A 25,100-nucleotide genomic window follows, 5' to 3' on the forward strand; every position below is an offset into this window, starting at 1 on the left:
GAAAAATTATGAAATTTGCAATGCTTTTCCCAGGACAGGGAGTGCAAAAAAAAGGCATGTTAACTGATTTAGCTACAGCCTATAATAAAGTGGAACAGACTTTTACAGAAGCTTCGAATGTGCTTGGGTACGATCTTTGGAAGTTGGTACAAAAAGGTCCGACCGAAAAATTAAATCAAACCCGGAAAACTCAAGTAGCCATATTAACGGCATCTGTTTCCATTTTTCGTATTTGGAAAGACAAAAGTGAAAATATGCCAACAATACTCGCAGGACATAGCTTAGGTGAATATAGTGCTTTGGTTTGCTCAGAAGCTCTATCATTCACTGAAGCCATTAAACTAGTAGATCTACGTGGAAAATTCATGCAAGAAGCTGTACCCTGAAAATGCAGGCGCGATGCAAGTGATTATTGGTCTAGATACTGAAATAATAGCTAGAGCTTGTCGAGAATCTGCGCATAATCAGACTGTATCTCTAGTGAATTACAATTCACCCAATCAAGTAGTTATCGCTGGTCATAAAGCTGCAGTAGAACGTGCAGGAGTCGCTTGTAAGCTTGCTGGAGCGAAAATTATACTTACTCTTCCAGTTAGCGTGCCATCGCATTGCTCTCTTATGAAATCAGCGGCAGAGAAACTGGCGATAATACTTGAACAGATACATTTCCATACACCAATTTATCGAGTAATAAATAATGTTGATGTGACGATTCACACCTCCCCAGACAAAATAAAAACAGCTTTAATCCGTCAATTATATAACCCAGTGCGCTGGATGGAGAATATAGAATTTATTGCAAAACAAGGTCTAACGTTATTGCTAGAGATTGGTCCAGGTAAAACTCTTAGTGGCCTAACAAAGCGCATCATGCCAACTTTGAAATCGATATCAATCAATGACCCAGATAGCCTCATCGTAGCGTTGCAAAAGTCACGAGGAAAATAATATGAATTTCGAAGGCAAGATTGCAATGGTTACTGGTGCCAGTCGAGGCATCGGGCGTGCTATTACAGAAACACTAGCTGCTCATGGCGCTAAAGTTCTTGGCACAGCAACTAGTCAGTATGGTGCGGATGCCATCAGCAACTACTTAGGTAATCACGGTAAGGGCGTTCTATTAAATGTAAAAATTGTATCCTCCATTGAACATGTGTTAGAAAAAATTCGTAGTGATTTTGGTGAAATTGATATACTAGTGAATAACGCAGGAATTATACGTGATAATCTAATTATGCGAATGAAAGATGATGAATGGCATGATGTTTTAAACACTAATCTCACTCCTATATTCCGATTATCAAGAGCAGTTATTAGAGCGATGATTAAGAAACGCACAGGACGAATTATTACTATTGGTTCTATAGTTGGAACTATGGGCAATATAGGTCAAGCAAATTATGCAGCGGCAAAAGCAGGGATAATTGGATTTAGCAAATCCTTAGCTAGAGAAATAGCCTCTCGTGGTATTACGGTTAATGTTGTGTCTCCAGGTTTTATTGATACCGAAATGACACGCTCTTTAAGTGCAAAAAGACGGGAAGATATGATGTCAAAAGTTCCCATTGGTCGTCTTGGACTTGCAGAGGAAATTGCTCATGCGGTTGCGTTTTTAGCTTCTGAAGAAGCTGCGTATATTACTGGAGAAACATTACACGTTAATGGTGGAATGTTAATGATCTAACCATGGTCGTAATCATATATCATAATCACATACAATAAGATACAATCATTAGGCAATTTACCGAAATTTAGTTGCATCTTTTTGAGCATTTTATACACTACAACAACCATCGCGCAAGCGAGTTGTGATAGGAAATAACACTATATGAGCACTATAGAAGAACGCGTTAAAAAAATTATTAGCGAGCAGCTCGGAGTCAAACAGGAAGAAGTTGTTAACATTGCTTCTTTCGTAGAAGATTTAGGTGCAGATTCTCTAGATACTGTAGAATTAGTCATGGCTCTAGAAGAAGAATTTGATACTGAAATCCCAGATGAAGCAGCTGAAAAAATTACTACTGTTCAAGCTGCCATTGATTATATTAACTCTCGTTAGTAATTTGACATACCTACTAGATATACCTTTCAGGCGATTAAGTTATTATCGCCTGAGTTTTAGCTCTAGTAAATCATTTATACATCACGACGACGCACTATATGCTTCCCATCATTAGCATTACCAAAACGACGTTCATGTTTTTTCTCAGTAGTATAACGATTTCCTCCTTTATCAGAGAACGCACTTATTCCAATATCAGAAGAAACAGTACCAACACTGCGCTCATTGAAACGCTCTCTATTGCGATTTATATAACGAGGTTGTGTATCACCAATTAATTTTATATTAATTGGTTTATTAAGAATATGCGTTTTAGCAATATTCTGCAAAATCGTATGTGAAATATCTTTTGGCAGTTCAATAGTTGCATATGTACTAAAAAGTTTAATATGACCAATATCACGACTGCTAATGTTTCCTTCATTTACCATGGCACCGACAATATGACGAACTTCTATCCCATTGTCACGACCTAAGTCAATACGATATAATTGTATATTACTCTTTTCTCTACGAAAACGACTTGTGTTCTCTAAAGAACGCGCTCCACGCTCCAAACGATCACTACGTCGATCATTGTTAACATCTCGATATTCCCGACGTACACGCTGTTGCGGTGGATCTATAGGAACAATAAGTGGACGCTCACCTTGCGCCATCTTTAACAACGCTGCAGCCAGAGTTTCAATATCTATTATATCTGCCGGTTGTATTTTATACAGTAAAGCACGATATTCCTCCAGATCTCCAGCATCTAGTTGTTTTTTTACTTTTTTGGAGAAGTTAGCTAAACGACGCTGCGATAAGATTTGAGTGTTTGGAAGCTCAACTTCAGGGATATGTAATTTCATATTGCGTTCAATATTACGTAATAAACGACGTTCTCGATATTCCACAAAAAGAAGAGCGCGACCTCTACGACCGGCACGACCAGTACGCCCAATTCGATGCACATAAGACTCTACATCCATTGGGATATCATAGTTAATCACAAAGCTAATACGTTCAACATCTAAACCACGTGCAGCAACATCAGTTGCAATCAGAATATCTAATCGACCATCTTTTAAGCGTTCTAGTGTTTGCTCACGTAATGCTTGATTCATATCACCATTTAGCGCAGCACTATTATAACCGTTGCGCTCAAGTGCTTCAGAAACCTCTAACGTTGCACTTTTAGTGCGGACAAAAATAATCACAGCATCGAAATCTTCTACTTCTAAAAAACGAGTAAGCGCGTCTGTTTTGCGACCACAGACAGTCCAATAGCTCTGATTAATATCTGGCCTTGTAGTAATACTCGATTGAATACGTATTTCTTGTGGGTTTTTCATAAAACGCTTAGTAATACGACGAATCGCCTCTGGCATCGTAGCAGAAAACAATGCAGTCTGATGAGTATCTGGAATCTGGGACATGATCGTTTCTACATCTTCAATAAAACCCATGCGAAGCATTTCATCGGCCTCATCTAACACCAAGCCACGTAAGTGAGATAAACTCAATGTGCCACGTTTTAGATGGTCCAGTAAACGACCTGGTGTTCCAACTACAACTTGTGGACCTTGTCGGAGAGCACGTAACTGAATATCATAACGCTGCCCCCCATAAAGCGCTACGGTATGAATGCCTCTCATATGTTTAGAAAATTCTGCTATAGCTTCAGAAACTTGCATGGCTAATTCACGAGTAGGTGCCAATACTAAGATTTGAGGTACTTTCATGGTTTCATTAATATTATGAATCAGTGGTAATGCAAACGCTGCAGTTTTTCCACTACCAGTCTGCGCCATGCCTAACACATCTCTCCCGGCTAAGAGATGAGGAATGCATTCAGCTTGAATAGGAGATGGTTTAATATAACCCATACTATTTAAAGACTTTAATAGGTCATCTTTTAGACCCAGAGAAGAAAAAGTGGTATAGATATTCGTCATGTAGTAGGTATGCCTCTTAGATTTCATCGGCCAGTCTACATAACTCGTCGTGAAAATTATTTGTTATTTTCAGTAAAAAGTGTGAACCGGCTTAAGTTAATGGTTTAAGTAAACTAAAAACCTCATTTATAAAATACTTGTTACGCAGAATGTAAAAACATGAATAACGTAATAGAAGATTACTTTTTATCATTATCTGATAAAGATATCCTATTTCTCGCTAAGACAGGATCTACTGGATCAGTTTATATCTGTAATTAAGAAAATATTAATCTAATAGTTAGGTTTTTAAGATAAATACTGTTTTCTGACCACCCCTCTATTTCTTTCATTAGGGTGACGTATTTTATTTGAATACAGTGCGGTACAATTGAGATATTTAGAACACTAGATATAATTTTTATTTTTATTTAAATTGATTTCTATACTATTATTAGTAGTATAAACTACTATAACAATAAAGATTTTAAAATCGATCTCCATTGATACATAATAATAATTTTTTCGGTTTTTATCTGCAAATCTTATAGAAAAATTAAAGTTTTTCTACTTACTAAAGTAGATGAAAATATTAATAATGTGTAAAAATTTTCTAGAAAACCTTTATTGTTTTTTCTAAAAATATTCCTATACCGTCATGAAATTATATATCCCTCTATATCACATCTGAGCTTGATTCGCCATACAATATCGGGACAATTTTTATTGTCTCTGTCTTTATATACTCACTATAAGTATAATTCAGCCCCCAATTCCATTCGGGGCCTGGCCCATATACCATACCCCACTATCTATATCAATATTATCACCTAGTATCATAGAAAAATATCCTACAAATACCCATAATCTATCCGACAAACAAATAACAACACTTAATTATATGTTATCGATAAAATAATAAAAAAGAAAACTAACATGACAGTATCATAATTAATAGATTTTTTCTTTATAATATAACTTATAATTCTGTCAGAAAATCTATAACAATTATTATTGTGCAGCATCTTTTATGCTTAAACGAACACGGCCTTGTCTATCAACTTCCAATACTTTTACTGGAATCTCCTGACCGACTTTTACATAGTCGTTAACTTTTTCAATGCGTTTATCGGCGATCTGAGAAATATGTACCAAGCCCTCTTTGCTACCACTGATCGCAACAAAAGCACCAAAATCTACAACACGCGTAACCTTTCCATTATAAATACGACCCACTATAATTTCTGCAGTAATCTCTTCAATACGACGAATAGCATATTTTGCTTTATCATCATTATTAGCTGCAATTTTTATTGCGCCATCATCTTTAATTTCAATACTAGTACCTGTTTCTTCGGTTAGCGCCCGAATTACTGAACCTCCTTTACCGATTAAATCTTTTATTTTGTCAACACTAATCTGAATAGTATGCATGCGAGGAGCAAACTGCGATAAGTTATCACGAGGTTTACTAAGCGCCTGACCCATCACACTAAGAATATGTAAACGTGCACCCTTGGCCTGAGCAAGCGCAACCTTCATAATTTCACGCGTGATCCCTTCAATTTTTATATCCATTTGAAGCGCAGTGATACCTTCTCTGCTACCTGCTACTTTAAAATCCATATCACCTAAATAATCTTCATCGCCTAAAATATCAGACAACACAACAAAATTACTATCATCTTTTACTAAACCCATAGCGATACCAGCCACTGCAGACTGAATAGGGACGCCAGCATCCATTAATGCTAACGATGCACCACAAACAGATGCCATAGAAGAAGAGCCATTAGATTCAGTGATTTCAGAGACTACGCGTACTGTATATGGAAAAGAATCGCCTTTTGGCATCACAGCAAGAATACCTCTCTTAGCTAAACGACCATGACCCACTTCACGCCGTTTGGGTGAACCAACAACACCAATTTCACCAACAGAATATGGAGGAAAATTATAGTGAAACAGAAAATTATCAGTGCGCTCCCCCATTAATTCATCAAGATTCTGCGCATCACGAGCAGTACCGAGCGTAGCTGTAACTAATGCTTGAGTTTCGCCACGAGTAAATAACGCTGATCCATGAGTACGCGACAATATACCCGTGCGTATATCTAAAGCACGAATCATGTCTTTTTCACGACCATCAATTCGTGGTTCGCCACGCAGAATACGATTACGTACAATATTTCTCTCTAAAGAATGCAGATACTCATTAATTCCATACAGATCTAATTCTGGGTTTTCTGATAATATTTCTGCGCTGACTTCAGATTTAATGCGGTTGACCTGTATATACCGTTCCTGCTTTTGAGTAATATGGTAAGCCTCACTGAAACGAGATTGAGCTAACTTATCTATCCAAATACGCAGTTTATCATTGAGAATTTCTGGATTCCAGTCCCATTTTGGTTTACCTGCTAAAGCCACTAAAGAATTAATGTTCTCAATTACAGTCTGTTGTTGTTCATGCCCAAATGCTATGGCATCTAAAATTTGATCTTCGTTTAATAATGAAGCTTCAGATTCAACCATTAAAACTGCTTTTTTAGTCCCAGAAACTACTAAATCTAACGTACTTTTTTTTAACTCGTCACTAGTTGGGTTTAAAACATACTGGTTGTTAATATAACCAACGCGTGCAGCACCAACAGGTCCATTAAATGGCAATCCAGATAACGCTAAAGCAGCAGATGAGCCAATCATAGCAACAATATCTGGATTCACTTGAGGATTAACAGAAACTACGGTAGCGATCACCTGTACTTCGTTAAAAAATCCTGTTGGAAATAACGGTCGAATTGGACGATCGATTAAACGTGAAGTTAACATTTCATTTTCACTTGGACGCCCCTCACGTCTAAAAAAACTACCAGGTATACGACCAGCAGCATAAGCACGTTCCTGATAGTGCACGGTCAAAGGAAAAAAATGTTGATCTGATTTTGCTGTTTTTTCTCCAACTACGGCAACAAATACCGTAGTATCGTCCATGCTAATCATAACAGCTGCAGTAGCCTGACGCGCCATCATTCCAGTTTCAATGGATATAATATTTTGGCCATATTGAAATTTTTGTACAATCGGAATAAGCAAAATTAGTTCCTTTATATTAAGTCTTGAATATAGTAACTACCGTAACTCGACCTACTTACATAGATCATCATGTCACTTATTGATATAAACTCATTAGTAACTCACTACAGTCATCTAGGTGATTAAATTACCTTTAATTTTTATAAATTACATATTCAATAAAAATTGTGCTGAATCATATAAAATGATATCTACCTCTAACCTTAATCACATTACAAAAAGTCAATTATCTCTCTGAGATAAAAATAAAAGAAATCAATCACATAATCAAAAAAGACCCATTACTAGCGTCGTAAATCCAGGCGATCAATCAAGCAAGTATAACGAGAAATCTCTTGACGTTTAAGATAATCAAGTAACTTGCGACGTTTTGATACCATACGAAGCAATCCTCGCCGACTATGATGATCTTTTTTGTGCTGAGAAAAATGACCCTGTAAATGATTAATCTGCGCAGTAAGAAGTGCAACTTGCACTTCTGTCACACCACTATCATGAGAATGACGACCAAAATCAGAGATAATTTGTGCTTTCATTTTGGTGTTTAGAGACATAAGATAACTCCATTTTTCTAAAATCTATACAAGAACTCTAACTACTAACTACTAACTCCAATACTCTATACACTAAATAGATAGAGTATTTGATAGCATGCAGTCTTATAAAAGAGCAATCTGCAAACATTCAGGGTTTTTTAGAATGTTCGTAGCATGAGATCACCGTTTTTCATGAAGCTAACACTAATAAGTCTAATGATAAATATAGCGATAAAACACGCAAATAGAGAGAGTAAGTATTAATAATAAATTTTATAAAATATGCATTTTTAATATAACACTTCTGCTTCTCTGTTAGTTTTAAGTGTACTATCTAAAAAGATCTAGATAAAAGCCTACGTGGTACTAACAGATTATTATTAATAATTTCCGCTATTCCAAGAAAATTAGACGCTAGACCTTCAGTAACACGCACCAAACCATTAGCTGGCGCATTCAACAATGATACTGTGCAACCATTTGTTAAATTTTGAGCCATAATACTTGATAAATTAACCGACGGATAATGAGAAACGGGACTATCCATCGGCATCAGTAAAGAATCAAGCAAGTTCTGTGACGCAAGACTGATATCTTTTGTATGGGCAATAATCAACTGAAGAGACTGCATTGTAATCATCTTTGTCATAAGATAATTAGAAACCTGTAAGCGACGCAAATAAGTTACATGTGCGCCACAGCCTAGCTTTTCACCAAGATCGTCAATAATAGTTCGAATATATGTTCCTTTTGATACACGAAGATCTAGTTCTATTTCGTTCCTCTCGCAGCGTATACATTGTAACATACTCACCACAATCTTACGTGATTTACATGGCACATGTACTCCTGATCGTGCATATTCGTATAATTTACGCCCCTTATATTTAATCGCTGAATACATTGAAGGGGTTTGCTGTGTTTCGCCACGAAAACTATCTAGAACCTCCTGAAGTCTTTTAGTGGTAAACATCACTGGGCGCTCGCTTAATAGAATACCACTAGAATCTGATGTATCAGTTCTTTGTCCAAGCCTGGCAATCACGCGATAATATTTCTCTGCATTTAATAAATATTGCGCGAACTTAGTAGACTCACCTAAGCAGATAGGCAACATACCTGTTGCTATCGGGTCAAGCGATCCAGTGTGACCCGCCTTCCTCGCATGATATATGCGCTTTACTTGCTGCAATGCCTGATTAGAAGAGACCCCGTAAGGTTTATCTAAAAGCAGAACTCCATGAACATTGCGCCAAAGGTTATATGAATTTTTCATAACTATAATAAATCTAGTGCCAATGATTGTTTTACTGCGATCTTCTCCTCTTGATAACCTGGATTAATATTAGAAACTAATTTAGAAATACGAATGCCTATCAATAAGGAATTATCATGGTAAAAGCTTAGCTTAGGTGTCATTCTAATATTCATTGCCTGACTCAATAAAGTACGTATATGACCAGAAGCCCCAGATAAAATTTGTAAATTAAATGCTATCTCTGCTTCATTTTTGTCCTGAAGAAATGTCACAAATACCTTTGCATATACTAAATCACGGGATACATCAACACTAGATACAGTGATCATGCCATCTAACCGCGGATCTCTTATTTTGCACTGTAAAATAATTGCGATCTCTTTTTTTATTTCTTGAGCAATACGTTGTAGCCGACCAAATTCTTTTGCCATTTTTTCAATCTCCATATACTGTACTTAGTTATATACGATTCCATTCGTGTATTAAATTCATCAAGGACTAATCTTATATTGTGATGAGGCTAATATTTTATATATCATCAATACCTGATTGATTGGTGATTAACCAAGAGTCCGCTGAATTTCAAAAATTTCAAATACTTCAATCATATCACCGATATGTACATCATTATAGTTTTTAACAGCAATACCACACTCAATACCATTACGCACTTCGTTAACATCTTCCTTAAAACGACGTAAAGATTCTAATTCACCTTCATAAATTACTATATTATTACGCAAAACACGGATAGGATTGTGACGCTTAATAATTCCTTCAGTAACCATACAGCCAGCAATAGCGCTGAATCGAGGAGACTTAAATACATTACGTACCTCTGCTAAACCTATAATTTTTTGCTTATACTCAGGGCTTAACATACCACTCATAGCTAGTTTGACTTCATCAATGAGATTATAGATCACAGAATAATAACGAAGATCTAAATTTTCCTCATCAATTATTCTCCGTGCTGTTGCGTCAGCTCGAACATTAAAACCGACTAGAATGGCGCTAGATGCAGCTGCCAGTGTAGCATCAGTTTCAGTAATTCCACCTACACCAGAACCAATAATCTTTACTTGTACTTCATTACTAGATAATTTTACTAAAGATTCTGAAATTGCTTCGACTGAACCTTGTACATCCGCCTTTAATACAATATTCATTTCAGATATCTTACCTTCTTCAATGTTAGCAAACATTTTTTCTAGCTGTACTTTTTGTTGTCGCGCTAATTTTACTTCACGGAATTTACCCTGTCGATAAAGGGCAACTTCACGCGCTTTTTTTTCATCACGCACTACCGTGACTATATCACCGGAAACCGGTACACCAGACATACCAAGAACTGTAACCGGAATTGATGGCCCTGCTGTTAACACTTCACGGCCATTTTCATCTCTCATGCCACGAATACGCCCATACTCTAAACCACATAATACAATATCACCTTTTTTCAATGTGCCTTCTCTTACCAGAATAGTCGCTATTGGACCTCTCCCTTTGTCTAAAAAAGACTCAACAACTATACCACCAGCCATACCTTGATGTGCTGCAGTCAGCTCCATAATCTCCGCTTGCAGTAAAATAGCTTTTAAAAGGTCATCAATACCAGTACCGTTTTTAGCGGAAACGTTAATAAAAATATTATCACCACCCCAGTCCTCTGGGATAATTCCATGTTGTGTCAATTCCTTTTTAACGCGTTCTGGATCAGCGTCTGCTTTATCACATTTATTTATTGCAACTAAAACAGGTACGTTTGCTGCTTTTGCATGCTGAATTGCTTCTACAGTCTGAGGCATAACACCATCATCTGCAGCTACCACTAAAATTACAATATCTGTAATTTCTGCGCCACGTGCCCTCATAGCAGTAAAAGCTGCATGACCTGGTGTATCCAAAAAGGTTATCATACCATTAACAGTTTCTACGTGATATGCACCGATATGCTGAGTAATACCACCTGCTTCACCTCTAGCTACTTTAGTAGCCCGAATATGATCTAACAATGAGGTTTTGCCATGATCTACATGACCCATGATAGTGACAACTGGCGCCCTTGATTCAAGGATAACATTAGTATCGCGATCACTCATTAGCGCAGCTTCTAGCGCATTTTCACAACGCAACGTCACTTTATGACCCATATCCTCTGCCACTAATTGTGCAGTATCCTGATCAATAACTTGATTGATTGTTGCCATAACACCTAATTTCATCATAGTTTTAATCACTTGAGAACTCTTAACGGCCATCTTGTTAGCCAATTCTGCCACGGTAATAGTTTCACCAATGATCACGTCTCGATTAATAATCTGAACCGGTTTATTAAAACTCTGATGTAATAAGCTTGGTTTACGCTTACCAAACTTTCCGCCACGTATCTGAGCACGCGCTTCTTCGCGATCAGTTTTGGCCTCTGCATGTTTATTACCCTTTTTTCGAACATGAACCTTGCTTGTTCTTATAGCACGACTACGACGATCACCTTCAACTTGAGCATCGTTCTCATCCTCTGCTGCCCGCGCATGTGTTGAAGTAGTTAGATGATAGTCTCTAGCATCTTCAATATCTTTCGTTACTGATGTCCATTCTTCACCTTTTTCTTCTGCCATTTGACGTGCTGCCGCCGCTACTTGCTTAGCGGCTTTTTCAATCTTGCGGTGAACTTCTTCTTCAGACTTGCGTTTCAATTCAGCAGACTGCGCTTCGCGACGGGCTTTCTCAGACTGAGAAACACGTAACGCATCAGAAATCTCTTTTTTGTTACCTTGTGATTCCTCTACTACTTGATATCTAGATATATTATTTTTTTCAGATTTTAACAAATTATTATGTGAACATTGTTCACTATTTAAAAATTTAGAATGCGCTTTTATTTTTGGATTGTTATCGCCTGACGCTATTGTGAGACGTTTTTCTTGTGCTAGTGCATTTTTTTGTTTAGTATACAATATAGATTCTTCTCTAACAAAAGAAGACGAAACACTCTTTGTATATGTTCTTTTTTTACGTACTTCAATATGAACCGACTTACTTTTTCCTCCAGTTCCAAGAATGCTTAAAGTACTTCGCGTCTTACGCTGTAAGGTTAATTTACCAGATCTCGCATCGTCATCGTGATTAAGATAAGCAAGTAGTATCTCTTTTTCACGCTGACTTACAGAGTCATGTATAGACTTTTTTATCCCCGCGTCAGAAAATTTCTGCACTAAGCGTTCTATTGGCATTTGAATCTCTTCGGCTAATAATTTTATAGTTACATCTATTGTCATACTATCCCTTCCTGCTACAGTTAATTACGCGTCGGAGCCGAACCAACATATATTGCGTGCAGCCATAATTAGTTCACCAGCGCGAAATGTATCGGTTAGTCCATCAATATCTGAGAGATCGTCTACACCCTGTTCGGCAAGATCTTCCAAACTACATACCCCTTTCTCTGCTAACTTAAAGGCCGTTTCCCGATCTAAACCAGTGAGATTAAGTAAGTCCTCAGAAGGTTGTGCTATCGCACAAGCTTCGGTTTTAGCAAGTGCAAGAGTGGTCAATACGTCTTTAGCTCGGCTTTGTAGCGCTTCTACGCAACTTACATCTAGACCATTAACCGCCAAGATCTCATGAATTGGTACATACGCTAACTCTTCCAAAGAAGAGAACCCTTCCTCCACCAAGGCGGTAGCAAAGGTTTTATCAATATCAAGATACCTAGTAAAAACATCAATGGCAGCATGCTCTTCGGCTTGATGTTTAGCTTGCAAGTCTTCGATTTTCATAACATTCAGACTCCATCCGCTAAGCTGTGAAGCTAGACGTACATTTTGACCATTCCGACCAATAGCTTGAGCTAAATTTTCAGATTCTACAGCAATATCCATAGTGTGACTATCTTCATCTACCACGATAGAAGAGACATCTGCAGGCGCCATGGCATTAATCACAAACTGCGCAGGATTATCATCCCAGAGTATGATATCAATACGTTCGCCACCTAGTTCACTAGAAACTGCCTGCACACGTGCACCACGCATACCTACACAAGCTCCTACAGGATCAATGCGCTTATCATTAGTTTTTACAGCAATTTTAGCACGCGAACCAGGATCTCGAACTGCAGCTTTAATTTCTAATACCTCTTCCGCGATCTCTGGTACTTCAATACGAAATAGCTCAATAAGCATCTCAGGTCTAGATCTACTAATAAATAATTGAGTACCGCGCACCTCAGGACGAATGGCATATAAAACCCCACGAATACGATCACCAACGCGAAAATTTTCTCGAGGTAACATATCTTCACGAAGCACTAGTGCTTCAGCAACGGTGTTCGAGCCATGGTTTAAACGAACCTCTAGTGAAATATGATCACGAGTAACTTTCTTGACCGTGCTCGTAATAATTTTACCTTCTTTTTTTCGAAATTTATCAATAATCATTGCACGCTCAGCTTCACGCACTTTTTGCACAATAACCTGCTTTGCAGTCTGAGTTGTAATACGATCAAAAGTAACAGATGCGATTTTTTCTTCAATAAATTCACCTATAGAAAGGAGCGAATCATCATAGCGTGCTGCTTCTAGTGTAATTTCACAAGTAGGCTGTATAACTTTTTCAACAATTAACCAGCGACGGAATGTTTGAAAAGAACCACTTTTTCTATCAATACTGACGCGTACATCAATATCTTTTTCATATTTTTTCTTAGTAGCTGTTGCGAGCGCACTCTCTAGCGCTTCGAAAATCTTCTCACGTGGAAGCGACTTCTCATTAGAGACAGCTTCTACAACAGCTAAGATTTCTTTGTTCATCCTAGTATGCCTCAATCTGGACTTTAAAAGGTGGACAGCCACGTTCTTTTCTAGATATTACTCAACTCGCATACTGTCTTTTACTGTATATATAGTACTGTATATATATAGCAATAGTCACTCTGTGACTCTTTAGCAACTACATGATATCTCTCCAATATCGAGATGTTGCAGATCTCTTCTAAATAAAACTCATGCTAAATTTTATCTCTTAAAATGTACATCACCTTTTGAAAAATCTTAAAAACAGACGATCTATAAAAAATCAATCATATTATATACAATAATAGTTATATTTTTCTTTCAGGGAACATATGCCCTCTGTTAGTAATATAACGCTTACAATGGGCTACCTTTATGTACAAGTCTAATTCTATGCATGAAAATATTGGAATTTTTGACTGCTATTCTTGAGCTCTGCCGACAAAATTAAGAATTAATATTATTTTTCTATTGAGATATCACAAAGCAAAGTTATACATTTCATGTAATATACGCCTATAGATATAAAAAAAGGGCACCTAGCCCAATTATTCTTCTTTGTAATAAAAAAACCCCGAAAAATTTCGGGGTTGATTATAACTAAATATTTATAACCCGTTAACATACATCTACACCGCCAATAACTTTATTCTTCTAAGTAAGACTAATATATCCAAATCCAATATATATTAAATTCTATCTTTTTGGGCGCTGATGTAAAAAAATGGTTGCGGGAGTCGGATTTGAACCGACGACCTTCGGGTTATGAGCCCGACGAGCTACCAAACTGCTCCACCCCGCTGTTTATTATAAGCATTCTCTAAGAGAATTAGCAAGTAAAATTTAATTGGTACCGAGGACGGGACTTGAACCCGTAAGCTCATAAGAGCACTACCACCTCAAGGTAGCGTGTCTACCAATTCCACCACCACGGCAATATATTAACATTACTTAAATAAAATTTTTATTTAAAATAAAATATATCTACATATTTTAAAAAAAGATACCTGTCTTAATCTTCAACTCCTAACCATACTCTTCTTGCTTGGTAAGTGTACTAATGAAGAGGATTTTGATTGGGATAAATTTATCAATTCATCTATGTTTTGACTTTTTCGACTATTAATGTTACCAAAAATTAAACTAAGAAAAAAAAATAATATTGCTAGACTCGGGATTATTCTACGAGTAATAAAGTTATCTGATCCATGAGAACCAAAGAGAGTATTCGATGCGCCAGAGCCAAATGATGACAACATAGAGCAGCCATGGTTATGCTGTGTTAATATTAAGCTCACTAAACTAATAGCGATAAATAAATAAATTATCAAAAGAGCTTCATACATAATAAGCCTTTTATTGTAAATTCAAATTGTTTATTGGTAAATTAAAATTATTTTTATTGTTCTTTTATTAAACGCTTAAAAATATATTTAAAAATTGTAAGCGATTCATACTAAGAAATAGAAATAGAAATAGAACTCTACTAATAAATCGATACATATACTATATATTATCATCAAATTAAATCAAATCAAATCAAATCAAATCAAATCAAAACAATAACTATTATCTATTATCTATTATAATATATAAGTATATTACTATCTGATATTTCGATATAAAACCTCTAAAAATCTACTTTTATTAACACTGGAATCCTACTATTGATACCATCAAAATCCTAAAGATCTATAAATTTATAATAACCTTTACATGTTTATTTCTTCAGCTTATAAAAACTGACATCTGCATAACACAACACCAGATTTCATAGATATTATTATGTAAAATTATAAAATCTTTACCTGTACTATTTAATTAAAAATAAAAATTCTTTAAAAATATAAGGTAACGCTCTTAAATATTAAGTTTAACATTCACCTCTAATAAAAGTTAGTAAATATTAAAAGTCTACTTATATGATCAGTATCAATTACACTATAAATAAGCACATACAAAATCTTATTTATTTTAAACATATTAATAAATATTAATACAAACATTATGTTTATACAAAAATATGATTGAGAATCACTACGCACATATTAAAAACCACCTCTTAAAATAATAAATAAGAGAATTCTATGAAATATCTTTGATTACAAAATAGGCTTATAATCATAATTATACCCTTTCCTAAAAAACACAATATATTATCTATAATAAAATGTAAGTGAAAATATCTATTGTATGCACAATTTTTACAACATAAAATTCTAAGTAATAGCAATCTTTAACTCTCTAAAAAAATCTCTGTTATAAACAATATATCTTCATGTAATATCAACTCAGTAAAAATAAACAATCTGCCCTTATTACTAAAATTCACGTACATCACCATAAGTTTTTGTGTTTCTAATGATCTCTTCTACTGCATGAGAAATATAATTAGAGATCACACCTACCTGACACTCGTCCTCACCCTCAACCATAATACGAATTAATGGCTCAGTACCGGATACACGCAAAATAATACGTCCTTTCCCTTTCAGTTCCGCTTTAGCTTTATCTGTTACTAATTTGATATGGACATTCTCTAATAGATTATGACTACCAATAAGCGGAATATTTACTAATTTTTGTGGAAATAAGGTAATACCTCTACATAAATCACGCAAGCTTTTATTAGAAGATAACATAGTAGCCAGCACCTGCAAACCGGCTATGATTCCATCACCTGTCGTTGTTTTATCTAATAAAATAATATGACCAGAATTTTCTCCTCCTATCCGCCAACCCTTTATGTTTAACATTTCTAACACATGTCGATCACCGACTTTTGCACGCAAAAACGGAATATATAACTCTTTAAGGGCTAACTCTAGCCCTTGATTGCTCATGAGGGTGCCAACAACGCCACCTATAAGTAAATTTTTTTGTAACTGTTCACGGGCGAGTAAATATAAAATTTGATCGCCATCTACTGCGCACCCCATATGATCCACCATAATAATGCGATCACCATCTCCATCATAGGCGATCCCAACATCAGCATGCTCTACCACTACACGTTTTTGTAATAAACAAAGATCAGTTGAACCACAATTTTTATTAATGTTTACACCATTAGGTGCTGCACCGATAGAAATTATAGTTGCCCCAAGTTCCTCTAAAACATTAGGCGCGATATTAAATGTTGAGCCATGTGCACAGTCTACTACAATCTTTAATGTATCAAGAGTCAGATGACTTGGAAAAGTTCTTTTACAAAATTCAATATATTGCCGAGCTGCATCAAAAATATAACCGGAACGTCCTAACGCAGCTGACTCTACGCAAATTAATGATTTTTCCATTGCACTTTCAATCACATCTTCTACTGTATCCGAGAATTTACCCCCGTTAGTTGAAAAAAATTTAATTCCGTTATCATAAAATGGATTATGAGAGGCAGAGATAACAATGCCTGCTGCAGCACGAAAAATACGCGTAAGATATGCAATAGCTGGCGTTGGCATCTGGCCAGTAAAGAATGGAGATAATCCTGCTGCTGAAAGACCTGTTGCTAAGGCTAATTCCAACATATCACCAGATATTCGCGTGTCTTTGCCAATAATAATTTTTCTAGACCCGCATTGAGATAATGCCGTACCTACAGCAAAACCTAGCTTTAAAAAAAAATCTGGAGTTATAAGTAAATCACCTACTTTACCACGAATGCCATCTGTACCAAAATATTTACACATTCTCATTATACTATTGATCCCTAGCAGAACGCACCACAGAAACAATCCGCAGCGCCTCTACGGTTTCTCTAACATCATGCACACGTAGAATATGAGCACCCTGTATAGCTGCAATAACAGCACAAGCAAGGCTACCAATTAAACATTGTGTTGCATTTTTATGCAAAATCTGGCTAATCATAGTTTTACGAGATAAACCTACTAATAATGGTAAATGAAACTGATGAAAATCCGCTAAATAAGCTAATAATTTATAATTGTGTGTGATGCTTTTACCAAAGCCAAAACCAGGGTCTAATAATAACCGTGATCTTTTTATTCCCTGTTTCTCGCAACAAGAAATGCGTTTTATAAAAAATTTTTTTATGTCATAAATCACGTTATCGTAATAAGGCAGATTCTGCATATTATAAGGTTGACCTTGCATATGCATAAGACAGATTGGTAGACCCAATTCTTCTGCTGTACATAACGCGCCAGGTAATTGCAAAGAGCAGATATCATTAATCATATGAACACCAGCACGAGCAGCTTCCCTCATTACTTCTGGTTTAGATGTATCCACTGAGATCCAAATATCAAAACACTTTACAATTGATTGAATAATTGGTATGACACGCGTAAGCTCTTGATCTACGCTAACTGATAAAGCACAAGGACGAGTCGATTGACCTCCAATATCAATAATTGTAGCACCAGCATCAATCATCTCCTCTACATGAGCGCACGCCTGATCGAGATCATAATATTTACCACCATCAAAAAAAGAATCGGGTGTAACGTTCAATACACCCATAACATGGGGATGCGACAAATCAAGCACAGCATCTCTGGCGTATAACTTCATTATAGAGCACACCTTCTCGTAAGTAAGATAAATGTATGCATGGCACGCTCAAGATAGATAAAAATTAAAACTGTGAAGATAACTATATAATGCATTATTTTTTACTAAATTGTTCTAATATAGTATTATCTAAATCTGATATATTAGTTTGATCAACCACAGGTGAAGATTTTGGTTTTCCATTGCCCTTGGAGTGATCTATATCACTAACATCCTCCCATCCTGCTGGAGGACGTACCGCACGTCGTGACATTAAATCATCAATCTGTAGCGCGTCAATAGTTTCATATTTCATCAATGCATCTTTCATCGCATGCAATATATCTATATTGTTAGATAGGAGCATACGTGCTCGCTGATAGTTAATTTCAATTAGAGATTTGATTTCCTGATCAATAATACGTGAGGTTTCATCAGACATATGTTTAGTTTTTGCCACAGAGCGACCTAGAAAAATCTCACCTTCCTCCTCTACATATAACAAAGGACCAAGTTTTTCTGAAAAACCCCACTGTGTCACCATATTTCTAGCAATAGATGTCGCCATCTTGATATCATTGGAGGCACCAGTAGAAACGTACTTAATACCATAGATAATTTCCTCTGCCAATCGACCACCATATAAGGTTGATATCTGACTTTCTAACTTTTGTCGACTAACGCTAATAACATCGCTTTCTGGTAGGAAAAAAGTTACACCTAACGCGCGACCACGAGGAATTATAGTTACTTTATGTACCGGGTCATGCTCTGGGACTAAACGACCAATAATTGCATGACCAGCTTCATGATATGCAGTAGACTCTTTTTGATTGTCTGTCATGACCATGGAACGTCGTTCCACGCCCATCATAATTTTATCTTTAGCTTTTTCAAATTCAATCATAGAAACTACATTCTTGTCGCTACGCGCAGCAAAAAGGGCTGCTTCATTTACTAAATTCGCTAAATCTGCACCAGAAAACCCAGGTGTCCCCCTCGCAATAACAGTCGTATTGATATCATTTGATAAAGGAACACAACGCATATGTACTTTAAGAATCTGCTCACGACCCCGTACATCAGGTAATCCAACGACAACTTGTCGATCAAAACGACCAGGGCGAAGTAAAGCAGGATCCAGTACATCAGGACGATTAGTTGCTGCAATTACAATAATTCCTTCCTTACCCTCAAAACCATCCATTTCCACAAGCATCTGATTAAGCGTCTGCTCTCGCTCATCATGACCGCCGCCTAAGCCAGCGCCTCGTTGACGACCTACTGCATCAATCTCATCAATAAATATAATACATGGTGAAGATTTTTTAGCCTGCTCAAACATATCACGAACACGAGAAGCACCTACACCAACAAACATTTCTACAAAATCAGATCCAGATATTGTAAAAAATGGAACTTTAGCTTCACCGGCAATTGCTTTTGCTAGCAATGTTTTACCAGTACCTGGAGGGCCGACCATTAGCAAGCCTTTTGGAATTTTACCACCAAGTTTTTGAAACCTACTTGGCTCACGTAGATAATCTACCAGTTCGCTAACTTCTTCTTTTGCTTCATCGCAACCAGCAATATCAGCAAAAGTAGTTTTTATTTGATCTTCAAGTAACATACGCGCCTTGCTCTTTCCAAAAGACATCGCACCCTTTCCGCCACCAACCTGTACTTGACGCATAAAAAAGACCCAAATACCAACAAGCAAAAGCATGGGAAACCATGAGATAAAAATTGATCCTAGAAAACTATGCTCTTCTAGTGGTTCCCCAACTACCTTCACGTTTTTACTTAATAAATTATCAAGTAACTTTGGATCATTGATGGGAATATAGGTAATATATCGATGACTATTTCTTTTGATAACATTAATCTCACGCCCATTAATACGCGCTTCACGAACTTGATCCTGATTCACTTCCGACAAAAAGGTTGAATAATCAACCCTGCGGCCATTTGACTCACTGGGGCCAAAGCTCTGAAAGACAGACATTAGAACAACTGCAATAACTAACCAGAGAATTAAGTTTTTTGCCATATCACTCAAGTGCTTAACCTCATATTCCAATGGTATTAATAAATAGCGCTAGGCTCTAACTTCCAACTATGCATCCTTTATACTTGAAATGACCGAAGTACTCACAGGCATTCCATTTATTCTGGTTATAGTTTTCGACCTGTAGCTACAATGTACACTTCACGTGAACGGACGCGCGAAGATTCCGGTTTACGAATTCTTACCTGCTTAAATTGACTGCGAATTTCTTTAAGATATTTTTCAAAGCCTTCTCCATGAAAAACCTTTACTAAAAAACACCCGCCACGATCTAACACTTTGCCACACATCTCTAACGCAAGTTCACACAAATACATTGATCTTGCAATATCCACTAGCGAATGACCAGTCATCTGTGGAGCCATATCAGACATTACCATTTGAACTTTACGGTTCCCTATACACTGCAATATATTCATTATAACTGATGGCTCTCGAAAGTCCCCTTGAAGAAACTCAACACCAGCAATAGGAGACATACTCAAGATGTCGCATGCAATAATATGACTAGTAGAACCAATTTTCATAGAAACATACTGTGACCAACCCCCAGGTGCCGCTCCTAAATCAATGATAGTCATTCCACCTTTGAACAATTTATCGCTTTTCTGTATAGAATCTAGTTTAAACCAAGATCGAGAACGTAATCCTTGTTTTTGTGCCTGACAAACATATTGATCAGTGAAATGTTCCTTCAGCCATTTTTTGGAACTAGAAGATCGTTTTTTACTAGTCATATCTTTTTCGATCACCGCATAATGGGAGAACTAAAAATGTAACAGCTTACGGTCAATACTATAAATACGACGAGATAATACGGACATATTCATGACTTATTATATAATATATATCATATCTACAGCTCAAATATATAGTCACATTGTCTTGAAATTTTTAAAACATTAGATTATCTTACTTATTAAGTAATCACTCTATTTCTGGTCTTAATAATTTCTTGTCTTGATAATTTCTTGTCTTAATAAAATCTAAGCAATCAACACTTAAAGCAATATGACAACTGCTATCTGCCAATCACTAATCAAAATTATTATCAAAACAAGTTCTTAATATTACCATCTTCTTCCTGAATACCCTTCGATCTACAACCTTTTCTTACAAGGTTATTATGTTTAACAACTTTGATTTCATATAAAAATAATGAAATACTATTTCACCTGATATCTAAAGATAAACACTTTCTTGCATTAATCCTAGCTTACAATGTATAAGTATTTTTAACATAAAATACTCAAGTCATTTTTCGTTAGAATATCAGGAAATCTCATGCTCAAGCTACTATACTACTAATCTAGTATATTTATATAATTAAAAATTATTCCTTCTCTTAAGATTAGTCTAATTCATATAGTCTAATTGATAACAGTATATCCAAAATATTAGTGACTCAGAAGATGATTCTTGCACATAGCGCGATACGCGATACGTGTGCTAAAAAAGATATTTACATACATTAATATACATCTCTTTAGCAAAAAATAAGTACTTATTGTACTTATAATAATAAAAGAATGAAATAATAATAAAAATCTATAAATATTATAATACGCACTAGTACTATCTATAATTTTATGTAAGAGCAACCAAAATACATCAACAAAAACTATCAGATGTACTCTACTTTTATAATGTCATACTCGACATTACCACCAGGAGTACATATCACTGTCACATCACCTGCAGTTTTTCCTATTAAGCCACGCGCCATGGGAGAATTGATGGATATTAAGTTATTCTTAAAATCAGCTTCATCATCACCCACGATACAATATATAGATTCTTTATGAATCTCTCTATGAAAAACAGTAACGGTAGACCCAAAAATAACTCGACCATGAGCATTACCAGACATTTTAATTACATCAATTATATGAGCATGGGATAATTTAGATTCTAACTCCTGAATTCGACCTTCACAAAAACTTTGCTCTTCACGAGCTGCATGGTACTCTGCGTTTTCTTTTAAATCCCCATACTCACGCGCAGAGGCAATAGCAGAAATCATGACAGGTCTTTTAATAGTTTTAAGTTCTTCTAACTCTTTTCGTAGCTTATTCGCACCCCTTAATGTCATTGGAATCTGATTCATTAGTATACCTCGCAACATAGGATCAAATCTAAATAGATAATTTATCAATTTTTTATGCTAGCATACAAAAAAATATTCTATAAACATCTGTATATCATTTTTCTCAGAAATTCATACGTGTATTTTTTAAATGTTCATGTTATTACTCTTACTTTATTAACATTCAATCGTAATAATCTATAATTACACCATTACTTCACATATTTACTACAATGATGATTATAGAATATTTTGATAAAAACAAGACAAATAGAATTTTATTCCATTTAATATCATACTACTTAAATAGACCAGTAATGTACAAAAACTATCATAAAACCACTTTTCTATTTAGCCCAGGACTTATTTAATATCCTAATTTATAATATGTATATATGTAATTTTTGTATAAAATACATAAATTAGTGATAAACCATTTATTATCAGTCCTACTTTCCTATACAAAAACTAGAAAAAATAGATCCTAATAAATCGTTAGAGCTAAATTCACCAGTAATCTCACCTAACGCTTTGTGCGCTAAACGCAAATCTTCCGCTAGAATCTCTCCAGCTAATTTTTCTCGCAGATTATTCTGACAATTCTGAAGATGTATTGCTGTTAGTTCAAGAGCCTGTATATGACGACGACGTGCAAAAAACCTGCCTTCTATAGCTTCAGACCCTATCATACTAACCCTTAAATGATTAAGTAAATCTTTAATACCTACCCCAGTGCGCGCTGATAAGCAGATTAATGAGCCTCCATGGATTTGCACTATTTCTTGCGATTCACCCGTGATATCTGCTTTGTTACGTATAATAGTAAAAGGCGGCACTCGATCTAACTGAATACTAAGATCTGGCCAAATTTCAAACAGATCTGTAGAATGTGTAGTCGCTCCATCTACTACAAACAATATATGATCAGCTTGCTTAATTTCGTTCCATGCACGCTCAATGCCAATGCGCTCTATTTTATCTCTAGTATCACGCAGTCCTGCAGTATCAACAATATGAAATGGCATACCATCGATATAAATATATTCATGCAATGTATCACGCGTTGTGCCTTCAACATCAGTAACGATAGCAGATTGTCGTCCAGATAATCTATTTAGTAAACTAGATTTTCCGGCATTAGGTTGACCAGCAATAACCACCTTTCTTCCTTCGCGCAGTAAATTTCCAAGATGCGCTTCTTTAGAAACACAATCTAACTGAGAAATTAACTGGTATAACTGAGATTCTATTTTACAATCTATTATAGAGTTAATTTTTTCATCTGGAAAATTAATCATTTTTTCTACTTCGATGCGCAGACGAGTGAGCGCATCTGAAAGATTCTTAATATGTTTAGAAAATAGCCCTTGTAATGAGCAAGCAGCTGAACGAGCTGCCTGCTCTGAATCAGCAGTAATTAAGTCAGAAATTGCCTCTGCTTGTATTAAATCTAACTTATTATTTAAAAATGCACGCTCTGAAAATTCACCAGGATTAGCAATGCGTAATCCTGGTACTAACAGAATATTCTTGAGAAGGAGATCTAGAATTATAGGGCCACCATGACCTTGTAGTTCTAAAACGTCCTCACCAGTAAAAGAATATGGCGCAGGAAACCATAACGCGATTCCTTTATCCAGAACGCAATCATCTTGATCGTAAAACACAAGATATTCAGCGTAACGAGCTTGAGGTAATTTCTTCAAAACTTTCCATGCAACACTAGCAGCCTGATTGCCAGAAATTCGCAAAATTCCAACACTACCACGCCCTGGTGGTGTCGCCTCAGCGACAATAGTATTACTATACTTCATATAAAAATACTCGCTAATCAGATAGACTGAAATGTCTTATGGCGATGAAATTATTACTTCAGTGATGGGTTAATCAAACCTGAGTAAAAATATTTTATTTACCTCACAATAAAAACTATATTGCATATCCCATTGACCATTATGCCGTATGCACGATAGTGTTCCGCATGGAATGTGCTCACAAAAAACGTATTGATGTTCACATAATATATTTATATTCAGTTAATGTATTATCTTTTGAAAATAAATATAGAATATGCTTTTAATTTAATAAAATAGGCGCTATAAGTAAAAACCTTTGGTAGGACATCGAGTATAAGTGCAATGCTGAACTATATCTACTAAAGAACATGCATAACCTAAGTGATTGTATTTATCAAAAGATTATAAAAACCATGCTAATACTGTATTATTAATAATATCATGTATACTATATTAATTTCAGTGATCTATGTTATTCTAAACTTAGTGATATATTTTTTTAATAATCTTAAATTACTCTATCTAGTTAGAATCATGCTCTAAATAGAACCAAACTACTCTAAAAAATATCTCAGAAAATATCTACTGCTTTCAAATGAGTAATGATCGCCTAAAACATCATAGATTAACATTTAACGCTTACTCACTTTATTCTATTTTTTATTTAAAAAAACTTGATACATCATGATATGTTAGTATCGTAAAAATATTATCCTAAGTATCAATACATTTTTAGATGCATTATTATAAAAAATAATATTTAGATTTTTTTGATTTTTTGTAAAAAATTACAATATGCAAGCGTTAGTATCTGTATGAATAACATCTTATTTACTGTATGGTTGTTCTTAGACTAAAAAAATCATTATGTATTTTTAATAAAATGTTTTAATATATTTTACTATACTAGTAGTATGTTTAAATTTAGTCTGCATCTTATAGTAGTCTTATACCATTATTAATACTTATTA

At 35.6% G+C, this 25,100-nt stretch carries 17 protein-coding genes, 2 tRNA genes and 1 pseudogene; 3 read left to right on the forward strand and 17 right to left on the reverse strand.

What is annotated here, in order from left to right; genetic code table 11:
- The first annotated feature begins 5 nt into the window (after positions 1–5).
- From fabD to acpP, 3 genes and pseudogenes are all read left to right on the forward strand, one after another.
- Positions 6–948: pseudogene (fabD, locus tag ERCISPPS3390_RS02490) on the forward strand (ACP S-malonyltransferase).
- 1 nt (position 949) lies between these two features.
- Complete coding sequence (fabG, locus tag ERCISPPS3390_RS02495) at positions 950–1,684, forward strand: 3-oxoacyl-ACP reductase FabG (RefSeq protein WP_197095250.1); 735 nt, start codon at positions 950–952, stop codon at positions 1,682–1,684.
- Positions 1,685–1,828: 144 nt separating this feature from the next.
- Complete coding sequence (gene acpP / locus ERCISPPS3390_RS02500; RefSeq protein ID WP_197095251.1) at positions 1,829–2,059, forward strand: acyl carrier protein; 231 nt, start codon at positions 1,829–1,831, stop codon at positions 2,057–2,059.
- A 77-nt stretch (positions 2,060–2,136) separates the two neighbouring features.
- On the opposite strand, the gene ERCISPPS3390_RS02505 is transcribed toward acpP, so the two are convergent.
- The 17 genes from ERCISPPS3390_RS02505 to mnmE form a co-directional block, all read right to left on the reverse strand.
- On the reverse strand, positions 2,137–3,999 hold the full coding sequence (locus ERCISPPS3390_RS02505; RefSeq protein WP_197095252.1) for a DEAD/DEAH family ATP-dependent RNA helicase: 1,863 nt from the start codon (positions 3,997–3,999) through the stop codon (positions 2,137–2,139).
- A gap of 16 nt (positions 4,000–4,015) precedes the next feature.
- Positions 4,016–4,072, reverse strand: a complete 57-nt coding sequence (yrbN, locus tag ERCISPPS3390_RS03390; protein ID WP_157990694.1) for a protein YrbN — start codon at positions 4,070–4,072, stop codon at positions 4,016–4,018.
- Positions 4,073–4,989: 917 nt separating this feature from the next.
- Positions 4,990–7,074: a polyribonucleotide nucleotidyltransferase gene (gene pnp, locus ERCISPPS3390_RS02515; RefSeq protein ID WP_197095253.1), complete on the reverse strand. Its 2,085-nt coding sequence runs from the start codon at positions 7,072–7,074 to the stop codon at positions 4,990–4,992.
- 284 nt (positions 7,075–7,358) lie between these two features.
- A complete protein-coding gene (gene rpsO, locus ERCISPPS3390_RS02520) occupies positions 7,359–7,628 on the reverse strand; it encodes a 30S ribosomal protein S15 (protein ID WP_197095254.1) in 270 nt (89 codons plus the stop codon).
- A 316-nt stretch (positions 7,629–7,944) separates the two neighbouring features.
- A complete protein-coding gene (gene truB / locus ERCISPPS3390_RS02525; RefSeq protein ID WP_197095255.1) occupies positions 7,945–8,886 on the reverse strand; it encodes a tRNA pseudouridine(55) synthase TruB in 942 nt (313 codons plus the stop codon).
- A gap of 2 nt (positions 8,887–8,888) precedes the next feature.
- The gene (rbfA, locus tag ERCISPPS3390_RS02530) at positions 8,889–9,299 is read right to left on the reverse strand and encodes a 30S ribosome-binding factor RbfA (protein WP_197095256.1); all 411 of its coding nucleotides are present in this window, start codon (positions 9,297–9,299) and stop codon (positions 8,889–8,891) included.
- 129 nt (positions 9,300–9,428) lie between these two features.
- Positions 9,429–12,149: a translation initiation factor IF-2 gene (gene infB / locus ERCISPPS3390_RS02535; protein WP_197095257.1), complete on the reverse strand. Its 2,721-nt coding sequence runs from the start codon at positions 12,147–12,149 to the stop codon at positions 9,429–9,431.
- A gap of 24 nt (positions 12,150–12,173) precedes the next feature.
- A complete protein-coding gene (gene nusA, locus ERCISPPS3390_RS02540) occupies positions 12,174–13,682 on the reverse strand; it encodes a transcription termination factor NusA (RefSeq protein WP_197095258.1) in 1,509 nt (502 codons plus the stop codon).
- Positions 13,683–14,389: 707 nt separating this feature from the next.
- Positions 14,390–14,466, reverse strand: a tRNA-Met gene (locus ERCISPPS3390_RS02545).
- A gap of 46 nt (positions 14,467–14,512) precedes the next feature.
- Positions 14,513–14,599 (reverse strand) — tRNA-Leu (locus tag ERCISPPS3390_RS02550).
- A gap of 84 nt (positions 14,600–14,683) precedes the next feature.
- The gene (gene secG / locus ERCISPPS3390_RS02555) at positions 14,684–15,010 is read right to left on the reverse strand and encodes a preprotein translocase subunit SecG (protein ID WP_197095259.1); all 327 of its coding nucleotides are present in this window, start codon (positions 15,008–15,010) and stop codon (positions 14,684–14,686) included.
- A gap of 975 nt (positions 15,011–15,985) precedes the next feature.
- The gene (gene glmM, locus ERCISPPS3390_RS02560) at positions 15,986–17,353 is read right to left on the reverse strand and encodes a phosphoglucosamine mutase (RefSeq protein WP_414626231.1); all 1,368 of its coding nucleotides are present in this window, start codon (positions 17,351–17,353) and stop codon (positions 15,986–15,988) included.
- Positions 17,354–17,363: 10 nt separating this feature from the next.
- On the reverse strand, positions 17,364–18,200 hold the full coding sequence (folP, locus tag ERCISPPS3390_RS02565; RefSeq protein ID WP_197095261.1) for a dihydropteroate synthase: 837 nt from the start codon (positions 18,198–18,200) through the stop codon (positions 17,364–17,366).
- A gap of 94 nt (positions 18,201–18,294) precedes the next feature.
- Positions 18,295–20,229, reverse strand: coding sequence for an ATP-dependent zinc metalloprotease FtsH (gene ftsH / locus ERCISPPS3390_RS02570; protein ID WP_197095409.1), 1,935 nt, complete (start codon positions 20,227–20,229; stop codon positions 18,295–18,297).
- Positions 20,230–20,354: 125 nt separating this feature from the next.
- Positions 20,355–20,984: a 23S rRNA (uridine(2552)-2'-O)-methyltransferase RlmE gene (gene rlmE / locus ERCISPPS3390_RS02575; protein WP_197095410.1), complete on the reverse strand. Its 630-nt coding sequence runs from the start codon at positions 20,982–20,984 to the stop codon at positions 20,355–20,357.
- Between the two features lie 887 nt (positions 20,985–21,871).
- Entirely contained in the window at positions 21,872–22,354 is a 483-nt protein-coding gene (greA, locus tag ERCISPPS3390_RS02580; RefSeq protein ID WP_197095262.1) for a transcription elongation factor GreA, read from the reverse strand.
- Positions 22,355–22,782: 428 nt separating this feature from the next.
- Complete coding sequence (mnmE, locus tag ERCISPPS3390_RS02585; RefSeq protein WP_197095263.1) at positions 22,783–24,147, reverse strand: tRNA uridine-5-carboxymethylaminomethyl(34) synthesis GTPase MnmE; 1,365 nt, start codon at positions 24,145–24,147, stop codon at positions 22,783–22,785.
- Positions 24,148–25,100 lie beyond the last annotated feature (953 nt).

This window comes from Candidatus Erwinia haradaeae (genome assembly GCF_900698885.1).
In the GTDB taxonomy this organism is placed as follows: Bacteria; Pseudomonadota; Gammaproteobacteria; order Enterobacterales; family Enterobacteriaceae; genus Erwinia_E; species Erwinia_E haradaeae_H.